General features: G+C 45.6%; 1 protein-coding gene. It reads right to left on the reverse strand.

The genetic code is table 11. The features are described 5' to 3' along the window. Positions 1-835, reverse strand: an 835-nt coding sequence (locus tag AB5642_RS19075) for a transglutaminase-like domain-containing protein (protein WP_368371865.1), incomplete at both ends; no start/stop codon positions are given.

Raw genomic sequence — 835 nt, forward strand, 5'->3', positions numbered from 1 at the left:
AATGCAAGCTCCAGAGTATCCCCCTTCCAGCTTCTGCCGGTAAGATTCAGGGAAACAAATTCATTTCCAACCAGACGTCCCATTGTCCAGTTCTGATAGTAGTTCCATACAGCATCAGCCTCTTTTTTCAGTGTGAGAACTGCGCCACCCTTCTGCTGTTTCAAAACGGACACAAACTGGTCTTTTACCCAATATTCCATTACCTTATTATCTGGATTCAATCTTGCCGGAATTCCCAGTGTACGGGCGATTGCCACAAAAAGTACCTTCTTGGAACGCTCGGTACCAATTCCAGATACCAGACATTCGTATGGAGTTTCCATTACGGTCTCGCGCTCGTTATCCGGGTAGGCAGTGATGTGCACCTGGATATAATTCCAGATTTCTGCCGGATTTGTGCGGAAAGCGGCTTTCTGCTCTTCTGTAAAAAAGGAGAGAATGCCTTTTCGGTATGGACGAAGAAGCTCGTCCTCCACACGGGGATTTAATACGTAATTGATATAGAGGTTATAGCCATTCTCAGCACCAGAAACGCCTGTATATGCCACAGATTTTTCAGTTTTACAATTCTTCTCGCCGCAAGCAGTGCCGTTAACATCCCAAACAAGATCTCGGTACTCCTTAGCATATATCTTTCCATATTCCAAATGCTCTTCCAGCACCCTGCAAACACAGTCTGTATGATCCTTCTCTGAAAGCACATCCACTATTGCCTGACGAAGTTCCTTCTCATCGCCTCCTGCAAGAAAAGCGGTCAGCTCCGGATTTACCCAATTTTCTTTCTTCTCCTTGCGGATCTTGTTTGCTTCATTCAGTCGTCTGGTTCCTTCTGCTT

The sequence above is a fragment of the Ruminococcus sp. 1001136sp1_2201st1_G3_2201SCRN_220225 genome (assembly GCF_040924365.1).
Taxonomy (GTDB): domain Bacteria; phylum Bacillota; class Clostridia; order Lachnospirales; family Lachnospiraceae; genus Blautia_A; species Blautia_A faecis.